Raw genomic sequence first — 19,029 nt, 5'->3', positions numbered from 1 at the left:
GAATCATTTTGAAATAGATGGCGGGCTCAAGTACTCGCCATCTTTGTTTGCTGCCTTGTATGGAATGCCTGCATGTCGACCCTCACTGCGTCACCCGCTGCTGCAACCAGTACACCCCAGACAAGCCCCTTGGTCATGCGCATCCTTGGCGCCTGCGCCTTGGCCCACATGATCAATGACCTGATCCAGGCCGTGCTGCCGTCTATCTATCCGATGCTCAAGGCCAACTATGGCCTGAGCTTCGCCCAGGTCGGCCTGATCACCCTGACGTTCCAGCTGACCGCATCGCTGCTACAGCCGTGGATCGGCTACCACACCGACCGTCATCCCAAGCCCTGGCTGCTGCCGGCGGGCATGGTGTGCACCTTGATCGGCATCCTGATGCTGGCGTTTGTCGGCAGCTTCCCGCTGATATTGTTGGCGGCAGGCCTGGTGGGCGTGGGCTCATCCACCTTCCACCCGGAAACCTCGCGTGTTGCGCGCCTGGCCTCCGGCGGTCGCTATGGCCTGGCGCAATCGACGTTCCAGGTGGGCGGTAACACCGGCAGTGCGTTCGGGCCGTTGCTGGCGGCAGCGATCATCATTCCCTACGGTCAGGGCCATATCGCCTGGTTCGGGCTGTTCGCAGTGTTCGCGATCATGGTGCTGTACGGTTTGAGCCGCTGGTACCGCAACCACCTCAATCTGTTCAAGCTCAAGCAAGGCAGCAAGGCCACTCACGGCCTGTCCAAAGGCCGCGTGACGTTTGCCCTGGTGGTGCTGGCGGTTTTGGTGTTCTCCAAGTACTTCTACATGACCAGCCTGACCAGCTACTTCACGTTTTACCTGATTGAAAAATTTCACCTGTCCGTTGCCAGTTCGCAGATGTACCTGTTCCTGTTTCTGGGCGCGGTGGCCGTCGGTACGTTTGCGGGCGGGCCGATTGGCGACCGGATCGGCCGTAAAAAGGTCATCTGGTTCTCCATCCTGGGGGCTGCGCCATTCACCTTGGCCCTGCCCTACGTGGACTTGTTCTGGACGGCGGTGTTGAGCGTGATGATCGGTTTCATCCTCTCGTCGGCGTTCTCGGCCATTGTGGTATTTGCCCAGGAGCTGGTGCCGGGGAATGTGGGTATGATCGCCGGGATCTTTTTCGGTCTGATGTTCGGCTTTGGCGGTATTGGCGCGGCGTTGCTGGGCTTGCTGGCCGACAGCCACGGTATTGAGTATGTGTATCAGCTGTGCTCGTTCCTGCCGTTGGTGGGCATCCTGACGATCTTGCTGCCTTCGACCAAAGGCATCTGACTGCACGCCGCCGTGGCGCTCTCACGTCGATCGAGGTTTATCGGCTGTAAACCGATTCAAATGTGGGAGCTGGCTTGCTCGCGAAGGCGGCCTTTCATGCGACCGAGCTGTAACGGGTGTATGCCGCTCAAATGTGGGAGCTGGCTTGCCTGCGATGGCTTTGTGTTGGGCGCTGGAGTTTTTTGGTCGGAGTGCATATCCGTTGTTTGGGTAACGGCTGGTATTGGTTCCGCTTTTACAGCGGGTCACTTTTGGAAAAGAGCCCCAAAAGTAACCAAAAGGGCTCTTGCCCCAACACTCGGTGCCTCGCCTAGGCTCGGCATGCCCGAACGCAGGCTTGAATCCGTGGGCCGCCGCAATGGGCCATCCTTGGCCCAGTGCGGCTAACCCGGCGTCCTGCCGGGTTACCCACGGATTCAAGCCTGCGTTCGGCCAGCGTGTTTGACGGGGCGCTTAAGATCAAGATCAAGATCCAAAGCAAAGCAAAGCAACGGCGGCGTGTTCGCAGGTTTTTTTAGCCAAATGTTATGTCGGGACTCCGTCTCACACGTCCGTTCAGCATGCGACACACCGATCCATGCTTAAATCCTTGTTTGGCAGCTTCGCGAGCGTCTGTGCTCGCCGCCCCTCAAGGACTTCCCCTCATGCGCCTGCCAGACTTCATCCTCCAAAACCTTGAGCCGATTCTGCAGGCCTGGGAAGATTTTGCCCGCACCATCCATACCCCCGGCGCCGATCTGGACCGCGAAGGCTTGCGCGATCACGCCGAGCAAATGTTGCGCGCTATTGTGCTGGACCTGCGTACCACCCAGACCGTGCAGGAACAAATCGACAAGGCCCAAGGCCTGGCCCCTCAGCATGACGATGAAACGCCGGCTGAAACCCATGCCATGACGCGTTTGATGGCCGGGTTTTCCATCGATCAAATGGTGTCTGAATACCGCGCGTTGCGCACCAGTGTGCTCAGCCAGTGGCTCGACCAGGTCAAACACGGCACGCCGTTGGAAGTCGACGACATGAATCGCTTCCACGAGGCCATCGATCAGGCCCTGGCCGAGTCGATCGCCAGTTATTCGCGGGCGGTCGAAGCCTCGCGAAACGTATTCTTGGGCATCCTCGGCCACGATTTGCGCACTCCACTGGGCGCGATTCTGCTGGGCGCCGATATGCTACGGCGCTCAGACACCATCGGCGAGCGCGGTACGCGGGTCGCCACGCAGATCTACACGAGTGTGCAGCGCGCCAGTCAGATTGTCGGCGATTTGCTGGACTTGACCCGTTGCCAGATGGGCCCCGGCATTCCGGTGAAACGGGTGGCCGTCGATCTGGCACCCATCTGCGAGCGCATCGTCGAGGAAATCCGGGCGTTTCATCCTGACGCTGAGATCATCCTTCACACCAAGACCCAAGCGTTTGGGCTGTTTGACGGCCCGCGCATTGAGCAAGTGTTTTCCAACATCATCAGCAACGCAGTGCAACACGGCGGCGCTCGCTTACCGATCAACGTAGAGCTGACGGCCACGGCTGAGACGGTGGTGTTCACGGTTCACAACCTGGGCGAGCCGATTCCGGTCGATGTGCTGCCGTTTATCTTCAATCCCATGGGGCGCTTTTCCCAGCGCTCGGTGATTGAGCATGGTCCTACAGCGGGCCTTGGGCTGGGTCTGTTTATCGCCTCGGAAATCGTCTCGGCCCACCAGGGTTCGATCGAAGTGGAGTCTTGCGCAGAAACCGGTACGGTGTTTCGGGTGAGCGTGCCGTTGTCTGCCGCTTGAAAACAAAGATAGCCGTTCGCCAGTAAGGCTCCGAAAACGCTCTGTGAACGCTTACAATCGCGTTTTTCAACGCACGCCTGGCAGCACATGACGCTCGATCCTCCAACGATTTTGGCCCTCACGGTGGCGCTCGCCGCCGCTGCGGCCCTGTACCTGGCCATTGAATGGCGCAGCGTGCGCGAACCTTCGCTGCTGTTCTGGAGTGCCGGTTTTGCCACCATCACCCTTGGCTCAACCCTGGCCCTGCTGCGCACCAACGGTTTCCTGATGGTTGGCATCTGGTTCGCCAATGGCTTGTTGGTGACCGCGCACTTCCTGTTTCTGCTGGGTGTGGCGCGGTTTACCCAGGTGCGCGTATCGCGGCTTTGGGCCCTGATGGTGATTATCTGGTTTGGCATGCTGATGCTGCCCTCCGACCTGCCGTGGTCCAAGGCCATGCTGGGGGTGCAGTCGCTGCTCGTCGCCCTGCCCACCCTGCGTGCCAGTTTCCTGCTGCGGCCACACGGCAAATCCTTGAGCATCGGCGCGGTGCAACTGCGTTATGTGCTGTTGTTCCATGGGTCTTTCTATGTGGCCAAGGCGCTGTCGGTATTGATCCCCGGCACCTTGATCGACCTGGCCTCGTTCAAGGGCGAAATCATTCAGGTGTCCCTGGTGGAAGGCGCGATGGCGATCATGTTGATTGCCCTGTCGATGACCGGCTCCGAACGTTACCGCCGCGAGCAGCAAATCGCCCGCCTCGCCGCCCGCGACCCGCTGACCGCCCTGTACAACCGCCGCGCCCTGGACTTGCGCGCACCGCGCCTGCTGGCCCAAGTGTCACCGGCACAACCGGGTGCGCTGCTGTTGATCGATATCGATAATTTCAAGTCGGTCAACGACCTGTTCGGCCATACCGCCGGCGACCGCCTTCTGATCGCCCTGAGCGAAATGATCCGCGCCGTGGTCCCCCATGGCGCGCTCGCCGCACGCCTGGGCGGTGACGAATTCGTGATCCTGCTCAACACCGCCTCGACCGAGCAGATCGTCGACCTGGGCAGCCGCCTGCGCGAACAATTTTTTAAACTTACCTCGCAAACCTTTGCCACCCCGGAACCGGTGACCTTGAGCATCGGCGCCAACCTGTTCGACCAACCACCCGCCAGCCTGAGCGCCTTGATCGAACAAGGTGACACCACGCTGTATGAAACCAAGCGTGGTGGCCGCGACAGCATTCGGCTGGTGGATCGAACCGGGGTCAGTTCCTACGGTTAGAGGTCGTAGTTGACCGCCACACTGCGCCCGGTCTTCACCGATTCCAACGCACAATCCGCCAAGTGCAGCGCGTACAAACCGTCGCGCACGTTGGTGGGCAACGGCTGCCCGTTGTTCAGCGCATCAATGAACTGGGTCAGCTCATTGCGGTAGGCATCGGCATAGCGCTCAAGAAAAAAGTGCTGCAGCGGCTCCAGCGCTTCGGTGTGCTCGGCACTCCAGTGGCGCAGCGTGCTGGGGCGATGGTTGTCGGTGAGCAGTACGCCGCTGGCGCCAGACACTTCCACCCGCTGGTCGTAGCCGTACACCGCCTGGCGGCAGCAGTTGATATGGCATTGCTTGCCCGAAGCGGTGCGCAGCAAGACCATCACGCTGTCGTAGTCGTCGATCTCGGCAAGGCTGGGGTCCACCAGGCGGCTGGCGATGGCGGTCACTTCCACCGGTTCTTCGCCGAGCAAGTGGCGGGCGGTGTCGAAGTCGTGGATGGTCATGTCGCGCAGGATGCCACCGGAGTGTTTCAGGTAGTCACGCGGCGCCAGGCCGGGGTCGCGGCTGGTGATGATCACCTGGCGCACCGCACCAATCTGCCCGGCGTCGAGAGCCTGGCGCAGGCGCAGCATGTCGGGGTCGAAACGCCGGTTGAAACCCAGCATCACCTTGCCGCCTTGGCGCTCGACCGTCTGGGCGGCGCTGCGGGCCTTGGCGATGTCGAGGTCGATAGGCTTTTCGCAGAGCACCGCCTTGCCTTCCGCCACCGCCGCCAGCAGCAGATCGATATGGGTGTCGGTGGGCGTGCCGATCACCACGGCGTCGATATCTTTGCGCGTGAGCACGGCGGCGCAATCGTAGGCCGCCTCACAGCCCAATTGGGTGCTTAACGCATCGACGCCTTCACGCCAGGGGTCGGCGACCAGCACCAGCGTGGCGTTGGGGTGGGCGGCGACGTTGGCGGCGTGGATCTTGGCGATGCGCCCGGCACCTAGAACGGCGATTCGTAGCATGGTGAAAACTCCTGGTTTTGTTGTTGAGGGAGATTCAGTCCGGCAGGTTGAACGGCGTAACAATTTGCACCTGAGATGGCGCAATCAGCCCGGCCTTCCACAGCCGGTGGTAGTGCAGGATGTGCAGGAACACATGGCGCGCATCGATCTGCAGGTTGTGGTCGATGATCGCCGCGACTTTTTCTTCCAGCAGCAACTGGCGGTTTTCTTCGTCGAGGTCGTGGCCGATAAACACGTCCAGCGCACGGCCCTGAGCGGCAAAGGCATCGACAATCGCCCGGTTGCCGCCGCCGACGCTGTACACCGCCTTGAGCTCGGGCTGCTGTTTCAGCGCCTGGGTGACCCGTTCAAAGGTGCGGTCATACACCCCATAGCCTCCACTGATATCGAGCACCCGCAAGTGCGGCGCACGCCCGCGCAGCCAGGCACGAAAGCCCATCTCGCGCTCTTCTTCGCCACGGAACAGTTCGCTGCCGATCACCACGGCCACGTCCTGGGGTTCTGAGGGCAGCCAGCGCGACATCAAGTAGGCAGCCGTTTGCCCTGCAGTGCGGTTGTCCATGCCGACGTAGCCGATGCGCTCGCTTTGCGGCAGGTCCGTGACCAATGTCACCACCGGAATGCCCGCTGCGATCAGTTGCTTGACCGCCTGGTTCACCGCCGGCTCGTCGGCGGCCTTGAGCACCACGCCTTGGCTGCCGGTGTCGAGGCAGCGCAGCAACTGGTCGTGCATGGCCTGGGGCTCGATCTCTTCGAACAGGTGAAAGCGCGGGGCAATCCGGAACGGCGCGAGGCTGGCCAACTGCGCAGTGATCGCCGCCTGCACCGCCGCACTGAAACGCTTGGGCGTGTGCATGATCACGTCGACATGGAACGTGCGCCCCACCGCCAGGCCGTTTTTCTCCTGTGACTCCAACTCATCCAGCGCCTGTTCGATACGCCGCTGGGTCTGGGCATGCACGCTGCCGCGCTGGTGCAGCACGCGGTCGACCGTGGCTTTGCTGACGCCGGCCTGGGTGGCGAGTTGCTTGATGGAGAAGTGTTTGGCGCGTTCGAGCATGGGTATGTGCCTGATGTCTTTTTGAGGTGTTTTTTAGGCATTACTGAGGTTTCGCAATGCTAGTCTCAGTTTTGCTCGCCGTCGAGTCGGGCGATGCACAACAACAAAAATTCAGGAGAAACCCATGCCGAACACCGATCTCGCCAGCACTTTCAGCGGCCAATACTTCGTCGTCACCGGCAGCACTCAAGGCCTGGGCGCTGCGGTAGCCCACACCTTGGCCCAGCGCGGGGCCGCAGGGTTGATCATCTGCGGGCGTCGTCGCGCCCAGGGCGAAGAACAGGTGCGGCAGCTCGCCCAACTCGATTGCCAGGCATTCTTTGTCGAGGCGGACCTTGAGAAGGTGGAGGATTGCCGAGCAATCATTGAGGCGGCGCGCACCCACTTTGGCACCTTGCACGGGCTGGTGAACTGCGCCGGCATGTCGGATCGCGGCACGATCCTGGATACGTCGCCTGAGCTGTTCGAGCGCCTGTTTGCGGTGAATGTGCGGGCACCGTTCTTCCTGATGCAGGAAGCCTTGAAGCTGATGATCAGCAAAGGCGTGGAAGGCGCAGTGGTGAACATCCAAAGCATCACCGGACACGGCGGGCAATCATTCCTCAGCGCTTATGCAGCCTCCAAGGGCGCACTGGCGATCCTCACCAAGAACGTGGCGTTCAGCGCGTTGCGCAACCGGATTCGCGTCAATGGCTTGAATATCGGCTGGATGGACACCCCCCACGAAGATGACATTCAACGCCAATACCACGGGGCCGAGGACGGCTGGCTGGCCAAGGCCGAAGCCGCACAGCCTTTCGGGCGCCTGCTCAAGCCCGAAGAAGTGGCACGCAGCGTGGCGTTCCTGCTGTCCAGCGAGTCGGGGATGATGACCGGTTCGGTGATCGACCTGGAACAAGGCGTGGTCGGCTGCACTGACGGCGGTAGCCCGCAACCGCATCAGGCGCTGAGCCTGTCGGGAGGTGTGTGATGGCGGCGTTTGTCACCCGCGATGACGTACAGCTAGCGGATTTCAGCCGGCTTTGCGCACAACAGGCCAACGCAGAAGACTACCCGCTGTGCGCCGAGGTGGTGAGCAATGTGGTGATCTACGACGCCCACACCTTGCGCCACAGTGACCGTCTTGTCGTGATGAATGAACTGCATCAGCTGTTCCGCGATGGGCCGGGGGTAATGGTGGTGCGCCGCGCGTATGAGGACCTGGAAGTGGTGGACCGCCATAGCCAGGTGTTTGAGGCGATCTTCGCCCATGAGGCCGCCCAAGGCGTGGCGGCCGATCACTTTGCCAAGGCGGGCAGCAACGGGCGTATCTGGAATTCATTGCAGAAGGCGGCGTTGCAGTCGCCAGAGTCCTTTGTCGAGTACTACGCCAACCCGTTGCTCGGGCTGATCGCCGAGGCGTGGCTGGGGCCCAGCTTTCAGGTAACCGCCCAAGTCAACGTGGTGCACCCCGGCGGCCAGGCGCAGCAGCCGCATCGGGATTATCACCTGGGCTTCCAGACCCATGATGTGGTGGAGCGGTTTCCCCTGCCCTTGCACGTGTTGTCCCAGTACCTGACGTTGCAAGGCGCGGTGGCGCATTCCGATATGCCGCTGGAAACCGGCCCCACCCAGTTGCTGCCGTTTTCCCAGCAGTACGCCTTGGGCTACCTGGCGTGGCGGCGCCCGGAGTTTATCGACTACTTCCAGCAACACGCCGTGCAATTGCCGCTGAACAAGGGTGACCTGTTGTTCTTCAACCCGGCGCTGTTTCATGCCGCCGGCACCAACCGCACGCCAGACCGGCAGCGCATGGCCAATCTGCTGCAAATCTCGTCGGCGTTCGGCAAGCCCATGGAAGCGCTCGACCGCGACCGCATGATGCTGGCGATTTACCCGGCGCTGCTGGCCAACACCGCACTCGATGCCCAGGCCGTGGAGGCGGTGATCGGCTGCACGGCAGACGGCTATTCCTTCCCCACCAACCTTGACACTGACCCACCCTTGCAGGGGTTGGCGCCACAAACCGGGCAACAACTGATGGTGCAGGCCCTCAACGAACGCTGGCCGCTGTCGGACTTCGCCGCTGCCGTCAAGCAGATGCGGGAGAAGCGCCAAGCGTGAATCACTCTGTTTTAACAACAACAAAAATAACGGAGCAACACCATGAAGAAGCAACTCCTTGCGGCACTCTTTACCCTCGCTGTGACGCCTTGGGCGCTGGCCGATATGCGTATCGGCGTGAGCATCGCCCAGGTTGACGATGTGTTCCTGGCGCAAATGCGTGACTACATGGCCGCCCACGCCAAGGAACTGCCCGGAGTGACCTTGCAATTCGAGGATGCCCAGGGCGACGTGGTGCGCCAGCTAAACCAAGTGCAGAACTTCACGGCCCAGGGCATGGACGCGATTATCGTCAACGCGGTGGACACCGCCGCCACGGCGAAAATGACCGTCAATGCCCAGCAGGCCAAGATCCCGCTGGTGTACGTCAACCGCCGCCCGGAGTTCAAGGAGGTACCGCCGGGCGTGGGGTATGTGGGCTCGGATGAGATCAAGGCCGGTGAAATCCAGATGCGCTACCTGGCCGAGCAAATGGGCGGCAAGGGCAACCTGGCGATCATGCTAGGGCTGCTCTCCAACAACGCGACCCATAACCGCACCCAAGGTGTGAAAAACGTGCTCAAGGACTATCCCGGCATCAAGATCGTCGAGGAACAAAGCGCCGAATGGCAGCGCAGCAAGGCGATTGACCTGATGAACAACTGGATCGTGTCGGGCACCAAGATCGACGCGGTGGCGGCGAACGCGGATGAAATGGCCATCGGCGCGGCCATGGCGATCAGCCAGGCGGGCATGCAACCGGGCAAGGACATTTTGGTCGCCGGCAGCGACGGCGGTGCAGCGGGGTTGGATGCGGTGAAAAAGGGCCAGTTGCTGGTCACGGCTTACCAGGACAACAAAGGCCAGGCCGTAGGCTCGATCGATCTGGCGGTGAAGATGGTAAAAAAGGAGCCGTATGACGCTGAACTGACCATTCCTTATCAGCAGATTACCAAGGCGAACTACCAAGCCTTCCTCAACCCATAGCTGTGTTTGTAGTGAGCGGGCTCGCCCCGCGCTGGGGGGGCGAGCCCGCTCACTACAAAGGGTAGGCGAGCGTGGCGCCCAGTCCTGACAGGCAGAGCGTGCCCACGGCATAGGCAACGGTCCGCCAAGGCTGCCATCCCATCAAATAGGTAATGGTGTGTGCCACCCGCGCCAGGGTAAAAGCGCAGAACAACCACGCGATAACTCCGCTGGACCCCTCCAGCACCACACACAGCCCACCCAACACAAAGAACAGTGGAATATTTTCCAGGTCATTGGCCCACGCCTTGGTCGCTCTCACGACCTGCGGCAATTCTTCCGGGCACGTGGCACGGTTGAAGTAAGCGGCATCCTCTTGATTAGTGAACGCCCTGCCCCGGATTCGGAAGAACCCTTGATAGCAGGAGATCGCAAACATCTTCAGGCCCAGCACCAGTACGCACGCGACATAGACAGGCATAAGGTCATTCATCCCGAAATCCCTTCACAACGAGATAAAGCAACGGCCCCACCGACACGAACACGGCCGTGAGCACCACATATGGCACCAGCGAAGCCGGCGAATGCCCGCGCCGCCGTGTATCGCGGTACATCCACACGCACGCCAGCGCCGCCATCAAATACAAGTCGATGACCACCTGCGCCGTGTCCGGACGCGACATCAATTCCCGTCCAAATGCCCATAGCGACTGCTCGGCCGTCAGCAGCGTGAACAGGGTGTACAACGAAAATCCGAGCAATCCGATCAGGGCGAAATAGGGCTTTGGCATGCTTGCTTCCTTGGCGTGATGAAGGCCTACGTTAGTGATAAGGTTCTGCCCCTCGCAATGACCTCGGAGGTCATGAACACGTCATGGACACGCCTTCTACTGCAGGCGAACACCTGCGCCAATTGCGCCGGGACGCCAAACTCAGCCAGCTCGAGCTGGCGCTGATCACCGGTGTTTCGCAGCGTCACCTCAGTTGCCTCGAAACCGGGCGCGCCAAACCGAGCCCGGCCACCTTGCATCATTTGCTGGGTGCGCTGGAGGCCCCGCTGGAGCAGCGCAACCGCGTGTTCCTTGCCGCCGGTTTTGCCCCGCGCTACGCCGCTACCCCACTGGCCGCACCGGCCATGGAGGCCGTTCGTGAAGCGGTCGACCATGTGCTGCACGCCCACAACCCCGCGCCGGCGATTCTGCTGGACAGCCAGTGGCACGTGCTGGCGGCCAATGCCAGCACCGGTGTGCTGTTTGACTTGATCGGCATCCAGCCTGACGCGGCCGCTGGCGTGAATTTGCTGGCCACCCTGCTGCAACCCGGCGGTCTCGGCGACCACCTGATCAATGCCGAAGAGATCCGCACCCTGGCGTGGCAACGGGCGACTCGCGAAGCAATGGGCAACCCCGCATTGGCAACAGTGCTGGCAGGGCTGCCTGTGCCCACCAGCACTGATCTGCCCGAAGAAATGCCTTTGCTGGTAATGACTCGCTTGCGCTCAAAGCGAGGCGAGCTGAATTTCCTGTCCACCTTCACCACCTTTGGCATGCCCCAGGACATCACCCTCGCCTCCCTGCGCATCGAACATCTGATTCCTGCTGATGCGCACACGTGGCAAGTCATGCGCGGCGCCTACGCCGATTATGCGGCGCTGGTTTTGTGAAATATCTGTACGTAGACTGCCGCCATACCCCCATTTGAAGGCGGCGAAAAAAACGTGATGCAAGTTACCGAAGTCTCCATTGCCCAATTGCGCGCGGCGCTTGAATCCGGCCAGACCACGGCCGTTGAACTGGTCCAGGCTTACCTGGCACGCATTGATGCCTACGACGCCCCGCAGACTGCCACTGCGTTGAACGCCGTGGTGGTGCGCAACCCCGAAGCCCTCAAGGAAGCCCAGGCCAGCGATGCGCGCCGGGCCAAGGGCGCGACCTTGGGGCCACTGGATGGCATTCCCTACACCGCCAAAGACAGCTACCTGGTCAAGGGCCTGACCGCCGCATCCGGCAGCCCGGCGTTTGCGAACCTGGTCGCCCAGCGTGACGCCTTCACCATCGAGCGCCTGCGCGCCGGCGGTGCGATCTGCCTGGGCAAGACCAATATGCCGCCGATGGCCAATGGCGGGATGCAGCGCGGCGTGTATGGCCGTGCCGAAAGCCCGTACAACGCAAACTACCTGACCGCCCCGTTTGCCTCCGGCTCGTCCAATGGCGCGGGCACTGCCACCGCTGCGAGCTTTTCGGCCTTCGGCCTGGCGGAAGAAACCTGGTCCAGCGGTCGCGGCCCAGCCTCCAACAATGGCCTGTGCGCCTACACCCCCTCCCGTGGTGTGATTTCGGTGCGCGGCAACTGGCCGCTCACGCCGACCATGGACGTGGTGGTGCCCTACGCCCGCACCATGGCCGACCTGCTGGAAGTGCTCGATGTGGTGGTCGCCGAAGACCCGCACACCCGTGGCGACCTGTGGCGCCTGCAGCCTTGGGTGCCGATCCCTGGCGTCGCCTCGGTGCGCCCGGCCTCCTATGCGCAATTGGCCGTCACCGCCGAATCCCTGGCGGGCAAGCGCTTTGGCGTACCGCGCATGTACATCAACGCCGACGACGAGGCTGGCACCAGTGAAAAACCCGGCATCGGCGGCCCGACCGGGCAAAAGATCAACACCCGCGCCAGCGTGATCGACCTGTGGCAAGACGCCCGTCGGGCCCTGGAAGCCTACGGCGCCGAAGTGATCGAGGTGGATTTCCCACTGGTGTCCAACTGCGAAGGCGACCGCCCCGGCGCGCCGACCGTGTTTACCCGAGGGCTGGTGTCCAAGGAATTCCTGCACGATGAATTGTGGGAACTGTCGGCGTGGGCCTTCGATGACTTCCTGCGTGCCAACGACGACCCGAACCTCAACCGCCTGGCCGACGTGGACGGGCCGAAGATCTTCCCCCACGACCCTGGCACCCTGCCCAACCGCGAGGACGACCTGGCCGCCGGCATGGACGAATACGTGCGCATGGCCCAGCGCGGCATCACGCCGTGGAATGAAATCAGCACCGTGCCCGATGGCCTGCGCGGCCTGGAGCACACCCGTCGCATCGACCTGGAAGACTGGATGGACACACTGGGCCTAGACGCCGTGCTGTTCCCGACCGTAGCCGATGTAGGCCCGGCGGATGCCGATGTGAATGAAGCCTCGGCTGATATCGCGTGGAGTAACGGTGTATGGGTGGCCAACGGCAACCTTGCGATTCGCCATTTGGGCGTACCGACCGTTACCGTGCCGATGGGCGTGATGGCGGATATCGGCATGCCGGTGGGGCTGACGTTTGCCGGGCGTGCCTATGATGATTCGGCGCTGCTGACGTTTGCTGCGGCCTTTGAGGCCACTGGCAGCAAGCGCCTGGTGCCGCCGCGAACGCCGCCATTGCCCACTGAATAAACGCCGCCCCCCTGTGGGAGCCGGCTTGCCTGCGATAGCGACCTTTCAGCGACAGATATGCCGACTGATTCACCGCTATCGCAGGCAAGCCAGCTCCCACATTTTTTTCGAGCATTTCAGATCAAGCGATAAGGGGCAGCGCAATCAGCACAATGGCCGTGCCATGCGCAATCGTCGCCGGCAGCACGCCATAACGCATGCGCACCAGCGCACACGCCAACCCTTCGATCAGAGTAAACACCAACACAGACCAGCCTAGCTGGGTCACGCTCAATGCCAGGAAGGTATGGCAGGCGGCAAACGCCACCCCGCTGATCAATGCTGCACGCAACGGCGCTGCGTGCTGTTCCAGATACCCCTGCAAAAACCCGCGAAACAACACTTCTTCCAACGCATTGGCGCCATAAGCCAACACCACCATACCCGGCAGCCACACCCAATAGCCGTGAATCTGCGACGCATCGATCCCTTGGTACACCCGCAACGGCACGCCGATCAGGCACCCCACGCCCAGCCCGACCAGCAAGCCAACCCCAGGGTTGCCGATGAACCAGCGAATCAGTGACCACAGGTCCGGTGCGACGCGTGCAAGCAACATTATCGTCAGCACCGATAAGCCGCCCAGTGCTGCCAGCACCAAGGCGTTTTCGCTGAATGCAATCTGCACCTCGCTGCCCAGCGCCCACAGGCCGAGCGGTGTCATCACATCACGCATCAACACAAATGCCATCAACAGCAGCACGATGCGCATCACCGTCAGCGCCCTGGGCGTGAGCGCAAACCAGAGGCCGAACAGCAATAAACCGGGTGCCAGGTGAGTGGCGTAGTTGGCCAGCATCCGCACGCCTTCGATGATCATCGTCCGCTCGCCTGGCTGTCTGGGTTGCGGCGCTGCCATTCATCTACCACATCGCCCAGCGTCTTGGGCAAGCCGTTGCGAATCCAGGCCATGAACGGGCGGTCGAACCTGAACCCTGGGCCGCAGTGTTCAAGCATGAAACGGCGCACGTTCTGGGTGTTTTTATAGCCTGGCGTGACGGGAGTACTACGGGTGATGAGGTCGCTGTGCCAATCAAAAACCATTGTGTTCCTCAAGCATCTTGTTGTTTGGGCACTAGCATAGCGATATGCCACCTAAGCAGGAAGAATCGGGATTTACTCTTGATGTGTTGGGACGTCATACAAGAAAAATAGGCCTTTAAAACGACTAGGACGCCTAATCTTTTCAAGATATTTCAAATTTCACTTTCCTAGACACCTTAAAATATTGCATGGTTGTACGACGACTATCGCCGTCGTACATACCCAACAACAATAAGGAAACACCTATGCCCAACGTCAAAGTGTTGATCGGTTTTCTGTGCCTGTTCTCCGGCTACGTCGCAGCCGCGCCGGCTCATGCCGAAAAGGACGTGGCCCAAGCAGTCGACCAACTGACCCAAGCCATGCTGCACTTGGATCTCAAACAACTGCATGCCCTGACCTCCGACAAGCTGACCTACGGCCACTCCAGCGGCAAGGTGCAAGACAAGGCGCAATTCATTGCCGACCTGGAAACCCACACCAGCGCGTTCAAGACTTTGGAAATGCAAAACCAGACCATCACCCTCAACGGTGACACTGCCCTGGTGCGCAACCATTTCCACGCGTTGGCGGTGAACAGCGGCGTCGAAGTGCCTACCGATATCGACAACTTCCAGGTCTGGCAGAAACAGAAAGGCAAGTGGCTGTTGATCGGGCGTCAGGCTTACAAGTACTGAAGCCGGTTTACCACGACACTACCTGGCGGACCTTGCCCAAGGCTTCGCGCAGTGCCGTGGTATCCACCGAGCCCAACGCCAGTCGCAACGCGTGGGGCACATGCGTCGAGACAGCGAACGGCTCGGCAGTGGAAACCCAGACGTGGTCACGCTGCAAGGTCATCGCCACCTGATCGGCGCGAACGTCCTCGGCCAGGGGCAGCCATAAAAAATACGACGAGGGGTGACTGATGTAGTCCACCCCGCTCAATACCTGCGCGGCCAACACCTGGCGCGCCTGGGCATCCTCGCGCTTTTGTGCTTCGAGCCGCGCCACCGTGCCGTCCTCGATCCATGCCACGGCAATCGCACTCATCACCCCGGGGACGTTCCAGGTGGTGGCCATGATGGTGCGCTCCAACTGACCCATCCACGCTGCAGGCGCTGCGACAAACCCGACGCGCAGGCCGGTGGCGACGCTTTTCGACAACCCGCCCACATACACCGTGCGCTCCGGCGCGAGGGTGGCCACGGGCGGCGGTGCGTTTTCCACCAAGAACGCGTAGGCCGCGTCCTCGATGATCATCAGGTTGTGCTGGCGGGCGATGCTGACCAACTGCTCGCGCTGCGTAAGGCTCATCACCCAACCCAACGGGTTGTGCAAGGTCGGCATGCTATAGACCGCCCGCACCGGGCGCTTGCGACACAGGCTGTGCAGATAATCCAGATCCGGCCCGTCGGCGGTGGCCGGGATGGCGACGATTTCCAGATGCAGGGTCTCGGCCAGCACCTTGAACCCCGAGTACGTCAGCGCATCCACTGCAATCACATCCCCGGGCTTGAGCAACGCCATCATGGTGATCGCCAACCCGTGCTGGGCACCGCTGACCACCAGCACTTGGTCGCCCGCTACCGTCAGCCCCCGGCTCAACAGGTGGCGCGCCACCACGGTACGCTCATGCAGGCGCCCGGCATGGGGCTGGTAGCGCAACAATGCCTCCAGGTCGCCGGACAGGGCCAACTGGCGCAACGCCGTGCGCAATAACTCCGCCTGCCCCGGCAACGAGGGGTAGTTGAAGTTGAGGTCGAGCATGCCCGTCGCCAACGTCATCTGCCCACTGCCCTGCCCCGGCGGCAATGAAATTTCCCGCACAAAGGTGCCGCGCCCGGTTTCGCCGCTGACCAGGCCCATGGCTTCCAGTTCGCCATACACCCGGCTCGCGGTGACCAGCGCCAGGCCATGCTCGGCGGCCAGTTGCCGATGGGTCGGCAGGCGTGTACCCGGCGGCATTTTGCCGCTGCGGATGGCTTCGGCAAAGGTGTCGACCAGCGACTTATAACGAGCGCGCGGCATAGTGGATGTATCCATGACAATTTTTTGATTGTCTTAATCTTCAACCCTAGGATGACCGGCACGCAATTTTTCTTTTTCGGGCATTCCTCATGGAACGGACTTCGCGATTCAACACCCTAGACAACAGCACCCAAGGCTGGATCAACGGCTTTATCGGCGTGGTGATTTTCAGCGGTTCATTGCCTGCCACGCGCCTGGCGGTGATGGAGTTCGACCCGGTGTTCCTCACCATGATCCGCGCCGCCATCGCCGCTGCTGTAGGGCTGGCGTTGTTGTGGTGGTTCAAGGAAAAACGCCCCGCCCGCAACCAGTGGGCACCCCTGGCGATTGTGTCCCTCGGCGTGGTGATCGGCTTTCCGCTGCTCACCGCACTGGCGTTGCAATACGTGACCTCCGCCCATTCCATCGTGTTTATCGGTTTATTGCCGCTGGCCACGGCGCTATTTGGCGTGCTGCGCGGTGGCGAACGGCCGCGCCCGGTGTTCTGGCTGTTTTCGATGCTGGGCAGTGCACTGGTGATGGGTTACGCGGTTGCCCAAGGCCTGAGCGCCGCCCCCGCCGGAGACTTGTTGATGCTGCTGGCGGTGCTGGTGTGCGGCCTCGGTTATGCCGAAGGCGCCAAACTCTCGCGCAGCCTGGGTGGCTGGCAGGTGATCTGCTGGGCACTGGTGGTGTCGATGCCGCTGGTGGTGCCGCTGAGCGTGGCCCTCGCACCGGCGTCTTTCAGCGGCATCAGCCTGCCCGCCTGGCTGAGCCTGGGCTATGTAGCGCTGTTCAGCATGCTGATCGGCTTTGTATTCTGGTATCGCGGCCTGGCCCAAGGCGGCATTGCCGCTGTTGGCCAGTTGCAGTTGCTGCAGCCATTCTTTGGCTTGGCGCTGGCGGCGGGCCTGCTGCATGAGCAGGTCAGCCTGGGCATGGTGCTGGTGACCGTCGCGGTCATCGGCTGCGTGGCGGGGGCGAAGAAATTTGCGCGCTAGCGTTGGGGCGCCACCATCTTGAATTTAATGTGGATGTCGTCCGACACCACGCTGTTGCCCGCCCACTCGCCATCGCCAATCTTGAAGTCGCCGCGCTTTAGCACAAACTCACCGTCGAACACGCCAATGCCGCCCTGCTCCTTGAGCAGCACGTCGATATCCACCGGCCGCGTAATGCCCTTGATCGTCAGGTTGCCGGCGATCTTGTAGCGGTTGCCGCCCAGTGCGGTGGCACCGCTGGATTCATACACACCCACCGGGTAGGCCTGCGTATCGAACCAGGCCGGCAGCTGCAATTGGGTATTGGCGTCCTCACTGCCGGCATCGATGCTGGCAAGTTGGATCTTGAGCAACGCATGGGCCGCCTCGGGCCTTTGCGTGTCGAAACTCAGGGTGCCTTCAAAGTCGCTGAAGGTGCCATACACCCGCTGCCCAAACTGTTGGAAGGTGAAGCTGATCTGGCTGGCGGCACGGTTGACGTCCTTGTACTCGACGGCCCGTGCGCCGGATGAAAACCCCAGGACAAGTGCCAGCAGCACGAGAGGAAACGTTCGACAGTTCATGCAGCGCTCCACAAGAAGTAAGGACCCATTATTCCCATCTTGCCCATGTCCTGTTACACAGGGTAGTCGCCCAAGAACAACAAGGACTTTGCATGTACACCCCTTCTCTGCAGGACACCACCGCGCCGGAAGGCATTTGCTACGGCTGCGGCGCCAGCAACCCCCACGGCCTGCACATCAAGAGCCGTTGGGACGCTGACGGTGTGCACCTGGTCGCCGAACACCTGCCTGAGGCCCAATACAGCGGCTGGCCCGACCTGGTCTACGGCGGCCTGATCGCCATGTTGGTGGACTGCCACTCCAACTGGACCGCCATGGCCTACCACTACCGCGCCGAACAGCGTGAGCCCGGCAGCCTGCCGCGTATCGACTGCGTCACAGGTAACCTGAGCATCAAGTTCATCAAACCGACCCCCATGGGTGTCACCCTGACCCTGCGCGCCCGCGTCGAAGGCGAGGTGGGGCGCAAAAGCCGCGTGGTCTGCGAGGTATACGCCGACGACGTGCTGACGGCCATCGGCGACTCACTGTTCGTGCGCGTCGACACGGGCCAATTGGCCGCCGCCGCCCATGGTCGCGAGGGCTGAACCTGGTCTACATTGTCTGCCACCGCTAATCGAGGATTGCACCGATGACTCGTCTCACCGCGAAAGACTTTGCCCCCGAATTGCTGGAACTGTATGACGGCTATGCCCACGGCAAGATCAACCGCCGTGAATTTCTCGACCGCGCCGCACTGTTCACCTTCGGCGGCCTCACTGCCTCGGCCCTGCTGGCGGCCCTGAGCCCCAATTACGCGCTGGCCGAACAAGTGAAATTCACTGACCCGGACATCGTCGCCGACTACATCACCTACCCCTCGCCCAAAGGCAACGGCACCATACGCGGCTACCTGGTACGCCCGGCCAAGGCCAGCGGCAAACTGCCGGCGGTGGTCGTGGTGCATGAAAACCGTGGCCTCAACCCCTACATCGAAGACGTTGCCCGACGCCTGGCCAAGGCCGGGTTTATCGCCCTGGCGCCAGACGGCCTGACCTCCGTCGGCGGCTACCCCGGCAACGATGAAAAAGGTGTGGAACTGCAACAGAAAGTCGACCCGACCAAGCTGATGAACGACTTTTTTGCCGCCATCGAATGGCTGATGCACCATGACAACAGTACCGGCAAGGTTGGCATCACCGGCTTCTGCTACGGCGGCGGCGTGACCAATGCGGCGGCCGTGGCCTACCCGGAACTGGGCGCGGCGGTGTCGTTCTACGGTCGCCAGCCAGAGGCCAAGGATGTGCCACGGATCAAGGCGCCGATCATGCTGCATTACGGCGAGCTGGACACGCGGATCAATGAAGGCTGGCCGGCGTATGAACAGGCGTTGAAGGCTGCCGGCACGACCTACGAGGCGTATATCTACAAGGGCGCCAACCATGGTTTCCATAATGATTCGACGCCGAGGTATGACGAGGCGGCGGCGAATCTGGCGTGGGAACGTACGTTGGGGTGGTTTCGCAAATACCTTGCCTAGCCCCGGTCAAACGGGGGAGCTGGCT

Annotated in this window: 20 protein-coding genes; 12 read left to right on the top strand and 8 right to left on the bottom strand. The window is 61.6% G+C overall.

Going from position 1 to position 19,029, the window contains the following annotated elements; all coding sequences use genetic code 11:
- The first annotated feature begins 72 nt into the window (after positions 1-72).
- From CFE47_RS02125 to CFE47_RS02115, 3 genes are all read left to right on the top strand, one after another.
- Positions 73-1,284, top strand: a complete 1,212-nt coding sequence (locus CFE47_RS02125; RefSeq protein WP_185705661.1) for an MFS transporter — start codon at positions 73-75, stop codon at positions 1,282-1,284.
- 644 nt (positions 1,285-1,928) lie between these two features.
- A complete protein-coding gene (locus CFE47_RS02120; RefSeq protein WP_286835282.1) occupies positions 1,929-3,059 on the top strand; it encodes a sensor histidine kinase in 1,131 nt (376 codons plus the stop codon).
- Positions 3,060-3,146: 87 nt separating this feature from the next.
- Positions 3,147-4,313, top strand: a complete 1,167-nt coding sequence (locus CFE47_RS02115) for a GGDEF domain-containing protein (RefSeq protein WP_286835281.1) — start codon at positions 3,147-3,149, stop codon at positions 4,311-4,313.
- On the opposite strand, the gene iolG is transcribed toward CFE47_RS02115, so the two are convergent.
- The gene (gene iolG / locus CFE47_RS02110) at positions 4,310-5,314 is read right to left on the bottom strand and encodes an inositol 2-dehydrogenase (protein WP_286835280.1); all 1,005 of its coding nucleotides are present in this window, start codon (positions 5,312-5,314) and stop codon (positions 4,310-4,312) included. The genes CFE47_RS02115 and iolG overlap by 4 nt on opposite strands.
- 34 nt (positions 5,315-5,348) lie before the next feature.
- Complete coding sequence (locus tag CFE47_RS02105; protein WP_286835279.1) at positions 5,349-6,374, bottom strand: LacI family DNA-binding transcriptional regulator; 1,026 nt, start codon at positions 6,372-6,374, stop codon at positions 5,349-5,351.
- Between the two features lie 124 nt (positions 6,375-6,498).
- Here CFE47_RS02105 and CFE47_RS02100 point away from each other — a divergent pair, with 124 nt between their 5' ends.
- The 3 genes from CFE47_RS02100 to CFE47_RS02090 are packed head-to-tail and all read left to right on the top strand — an operon-like array spanning position 6,499 to position 9,443.
- A complete protein-coding gene (locus CFE47_RS02100) occupies positions 6,499-7,344 on the top strand; it encodes an SDR family oxidoreductase (protein WP_286835278.1) in 846 nt (281 codons plus the stop codon).
- Positions 7,344-8,477, top strand: a complete 1,134-nt coding sequence (locus tag CFE47_RS02095; RefSeq protein ID WP_286835277.1) for a phytanoyl-CoA dioxygenase family protein — start codon at positions 7,344-7,346, stop codon at positions 8,475-8,477. The genes CFE47_RS02100 and CFE47_RS02095 overlap by 1 nt, the downstream gene beginning before the upstream one ends.
- A gap of 42 nt (positions 8,478-8,519) precedes the next feature.
- A complete protein-coding gene (locus tag CFE47_RS02090; RefSeq protein WP_185705649.1) occupies positions 8,520-9,443 on the top strand; it encodes a sugar ABC transporter substrate-binding protein in 924 nt (307 codons plus the stop codon).
- A gap of 52 nt (positions 9,444-9,495) precedes the next feature.
- Here CFE47_RS02090 and CFE47_RS02085 read toward each other — a convergent pair whose 3' ends face one another.
- Positions 9,496-9,915, bottom strand: a complete 420-nt coding sequence (locus CFE47_RS02085) for an MAPEG family protein (RefSeq protein WP_286835276.1) — start codon at positions 9,913-9,915, stop codon at positions 9,496-9,498.
- Positions 9,908-10,213 (bottom strand): DUF2834 domain-containing protein, encoded by a 306-nt coding sequence (locus CFE47_RS02080; protein ID WP_286835275.1) that lies wholly within the window; start codon positions 10,211-10,213, stop codon positions 9,908-9,910. Before CFE47_RS02080 ends, CFE47_RS02085 begins: the two co-directional genes overlap by 8 nt.
- An 83-nt stretch (positions 10,214-10,296) precedes the next feature.
- On the opposite strand from CFE47_RS02080, the gene CFE47_RS02075 reads away from it, so the two are divergent.
- Together CFE47_RS02075 and CFE47_RS02070 are read left to right on the top strand one after the other, a co-directional pair.
- Positions 10,297-11,085, top strand: coding sequence for a helix-turn-helix domain-containing protein (locus tag CFE47_RS02075; RefSeq protein WP_286835274.1), 789 nt, complete (start codon positions 10,297-10,299; stop codon positions 11,083-11,085).
- 54 nt (positions 11,086-11,139) lie between these two features.
- A complete protein-coding gene (locus CFE47_RS02070; protein WP_286835273.1) occupies positions 11,140-12,849 on the top strand; it encodes an amidase in 1,710 nt (569 codons plus the stop codon).
- A gap of 121 nt (positions 12,850-12,970) precedes the next feature.
- Here the strand turns inward: CFE47_RS02070 and CFE47_RS02065 are convergent, their stop codons facing one another.
- Both CFE47_RS02065 and CFE47_RS02060 read right to left on the bottom strand, forming a co-directional pair.
- Positions 12,971-13,708: a CPBP family intramembrane glutamic endopeptidase gene (locus tag CFE47_RS02065; RefSeq protein WP_286835272.1), complete on the bottom strand. Its 738-nt coding sequence runs from the start codon at positions 13,706-13,708 to the stop codon at positions 12,971-12,973.
- Complete coding sequence (locus CFE47_RS02060; protein WP_286835271.1) at positions 13,705-13,932, bottom strand: DUF6434 domain-containing protein; 228 nt, start codon at positions 13,930-13,932, stop codon at positions 13,705-13,707. The genes CFE47_RS02065 and CFE47_RS02060 overlap by 4 nt, the downstream gene beginning before the upstream one ends.
- Positions 13,933-14,177: 245 nt before the next feature.
- On the opposite strand from CFE47_RS02060, the gene CFE47_RS02055 reads away from it, so the two are divergent.
- On the top strand, positions 14,178-14,609 hold the full coding sequence (locus CFE47_RS02055) for a nuclear transport factor 2 family protein (protein WP_286835270.1): 432 nt from the start codon (positions 14,178-14,180) through the stop codon (positions 14,607-14,609).
- A gap of 7 nt (positions 14,610-14,616) precedes the next feature.
- On the opposite strand, the gene CFE47_RS02050 is transcribed toward CFE47_RS02055, so the two are convergent.
- Positions 14,617-15,942 carry an aminotransferase-like domain-containing protein gene (locus tag CFE47_RS02050; RefSeq protein WP_286835269.1) on the bottom strand — a complete coding sequence of 442 codons (1,326 nt, stop codon included), beginning with the start codon at positions 15,940-15,942 and terminating at the stop codon, positions 14,617-14,619.
- A gap of 89 nt (positions 15,943-16,031) precedes the next feature.
- Here CFE47_RS02050 and CFE47_RS02045 point away from each other — a divergent pair, with 89 nt between their 5' ends.
- Positions 16,032-16,922: a DMT family transporter gene (locus CFE47_RS02045; protein ID WP_286835268.1), complete on the top strand. Its 891-nt coding sequence runs from the start codon at positions 16,032-16,034 to the stop codon at positions 16,920-16,922.
- Here the strand turns inward: CFE47_RS02045 and CFE47_RS02040 are convergent.
- Positions 16,919-17,485, bottom strand: coding sequence for a YceI family protein (locus CFE47_RS02040; protein ID WP_286835267.1), 567 nt, complete (start codon positions 17,483-17,485; stop codon positions 16,919-16,921). The two genes, CFE47_RS02045 and CFE47_RS02040, sit on opposite strands and share 4 nt — an antisense overlap.
- Before the next feature lie 92 nt (positions 17,486-17,577).
- Here CFE47_RS02040 and CFE47_RS02035 point away from each other — a divergent pair, with 92 nt between their 5' ends.
- Complete coding sequence (locus CFE47_RS02035) at positions 17,578-18,072, top strand: PaaI family thioesterase (RefSeq protein WP_286835266.1); 495 nt, start codon at positions 17,578-17,580, stop codon at positions 18,070-18,072.
- Positions 18,073-18,116: 44 nt separating this feature from the next.
- Positions 18,117-19,004: a YghX family hydrolase gene (gene yghX / locus CFE47_RS02030; protein ID WP_286835265.1), complete on the top strand. Its 888-nt coding sequence runs from the start codon at positions 18,117-18,119 to the stop codon at positions 19,002-19,004.
- The last annotated feature ends 25 nt before the right edge of the window (positions 19,005-19,029 follow it).

Origin of the sequence: Pseudomonas sp. PGPPP1, assembly GCF_002255865.1 — a bacterium.
Classification (GTDB): Bacteria; Pseudomonadota; Gammaproteobacteria; order Pseudomonadales; family Pseudomonadaceae; genus Aquipseudomonas; species Aquipseudomonas cremoris.
The sequence above is the reverse complement of the archived record's forward strand: the minus strand, read 5'-3'. Positions and strand labels throughout refer to the sequence as shown.